The organism is Alcanivorax sp. UBA3183, from assembly GCF_002364155.1.
In the GTDB taxonomy this organism is placed as follows: domain Bacteria; phylum Pseudomonadota; class Gammaproteobacteria; order Pseudomonadales; family Alcanivoracaceae; genus Alcanivorax; species Alcanivorax jadensis.
In genome coordinates this window covers 1-1,568 of sequence record NZ_DEXN01000011.1, presented here as the reverse complement: position 1 = coordinate 1,568, position 1,568 = coordinate 1, and the positions used below count along the sequence as shown (strand labels likewise).

Sequence of the window (1,568 nt, the reverse complement as noted above, 5' to 3'; positions counted from 1 at the left end):
CCTGCCACACCACCGGCAATGGCACCACCTGCGGTGGCCGCATCTTTACCACTACCGCCGCCAAACTGGTGGCCGATCACACCGCCGACCACGGCACCGACAACACTACCGGTAACCCGATGCTGGTCTTTAACCGGTTTCTTGCGTTCCACGGTGACTTGCTGACAAACCTCACGGGGTTCCTGCCAGGTTTTCACAATCGGGTCCACATTCACTACCTGGGCATAGCCTGAGGTAGCCGGGGTTATGGCCTGGTAAGCCCCATAGCCGACACCGGCGATGGCCACGGCCCCTACGATACCCAGGGCGGCAACTGCTGCGCTTTTCATGGCTCACTCCTTATTTGTTGGTTGTGCCTATTATGATCCTGTAATGGCCATAATGTTCGCTGCCTGGCGCACAACAAGTGCAAAAGAGTGTGAATTATGCCGTTCAATAGAACGCAAAAAATTACATGTATAACAAATAGATAGGCACAATGATGTCCTCTTCGTCATCCATGTGACGATGCAGTAATGCCTCAAGGTTTGCCGCTTGCTGATGTGCGGTTTCCAGTGCCTGCGGATTCGTCGTCAACGCCGGGAAGAGGGTGAGTTGCCGGTCGATATCATCCAGTAGAGCATCCAGGGCCAGGTGATCCTGTTCCAGCACGTTGAGGCCGGCGGCCAGCCGTGGGTAATGCTGGCGCAACACCGGAAAGACACTGCTGTCCTCGAAGCCATGATGGCTGTGCAGATTTTTCAGCAGGCGTTGTCCATGGTTACCGATGGTGGTCAGTAACTGGCGATTGGATTGAGTGTTGCGCTCCGTCTCGCTTAGCTCCAGCAGATGGGTCAGGGCGCCGTGGTACTGGCGGGCCTGACGCTTCAGATTACGGTGGTTGCGCTGGAGGGCGCGGGCGTCACTGATCAGGTAGTGAGGGTGATCCCGCCATTGATCCCGCGCGGGGCGATACAGCTGGTCGCGGATGTCCCCGGACAAGGGCTGCTGTCGTAGCGTCACTGGCTTTCGGTTCATGACATATCTCCTTGCCCGTTACTGTGCCGCTTTGTCTGTAAGGATTGAATCGCGTTTAATAGCGCGGATTTATCGGAGAATCCGATCCGTTCATGGGGGGATGGCATGTCACAACTGGACCAGCAACTGGAAAGCGAATATTTCCACCTGACCAGGCTGATCGATTCGTTCGACCAGAAGTCGCTCACGATCAAGGCCTGGAGTGTCACTCTGGCCGGCGTATTGGCCGGGTCCGGGGCGTTCTTTGATCGCCCGGCGCTGCTCTGGGTGGGGGTGATGGGTAGCCTGATGTTCTGGCTGGTGGAAGGACACTGGAAAGCGTTTCAGTCTGCCCATTACGCTCGCATTGAAAAGATCGAAGCGCACTTTCGAGGTGAGGTGGACGATATCGCTCCGTTCCAGACCGCGAACAGCTGGGAGCGAAGCCGCCGCGCCGGTGGCATGAAGGAGTTGCTACGGATCCTGCGCTGGCGTCATGTGTTCTTGCCGCATGGACTGGTGGCGTTGGCGTTGTTGGTGTCAGGGTCGGTGCTGTAGGAGCGGCGCTTGAG

The 1,568-nt window shown here is 57.3% G+C and carries 3 protein-coding genes; 1 reads left to right on the top strand and 2 read right to left on the bottom strand.

The genetic code is table 11. From position 1 onward, the window contains the following. A partial coding sequence (locus B3Q33_RS04660) for a glycine zipper 2TM domain-containing protein (RefSeq protein WP_286827054.1) occupies window positions 1–329 on the bottom strand: 329 nt, incomplete at its 3' end. Between the two features lie 121 nt (window positions 330–450). After that, entirely contained in the window at window positions 451–1,017 is a 567-nt protein-coding gene (locus B3Q33_RS04655; RefSeq protein ID WP_273009061.1) for a hemerythrin domain-containing protein, read from the bottom strand. A gap of 105 nt (window positions 1,018–1,122) precedes the next feature. Between B3Q33_RS04655 and B3Q33_RS04650 the strand changes: the two genes are divergently transcribed. After that, on the top strand, window positions 1,123–1,554 hold the full coding sequence (locus tag B3Q33_RS04650) for a hypothetical protein (RefSeq protein ID WP_273009062.1): 432 nt from the start codon (window positions 1,123–1,125) through the stop codon (window positions 1,552–1,554). Window positions 1,555–1,568: the final 14 nt, after the last annotated feature.

Bases quoted from the DNA above. Each gene is read 5' to 3' on its own strand.
- B3Q33_RS04650 (WP_273009062.1), top strand. From the start codon at position 1,123: ATGTCACAACTGGACCAGCAACTGGAAAGCGAATATTTCCACCTGACC.
- B3Q33_RS04655 (WP_273009061.1), bottom strand. From the start codon at position 1,017: ATGAACCGAAAGCCAGTGACGCTACGACAGCAGCCCTTGTCCGGGGAC.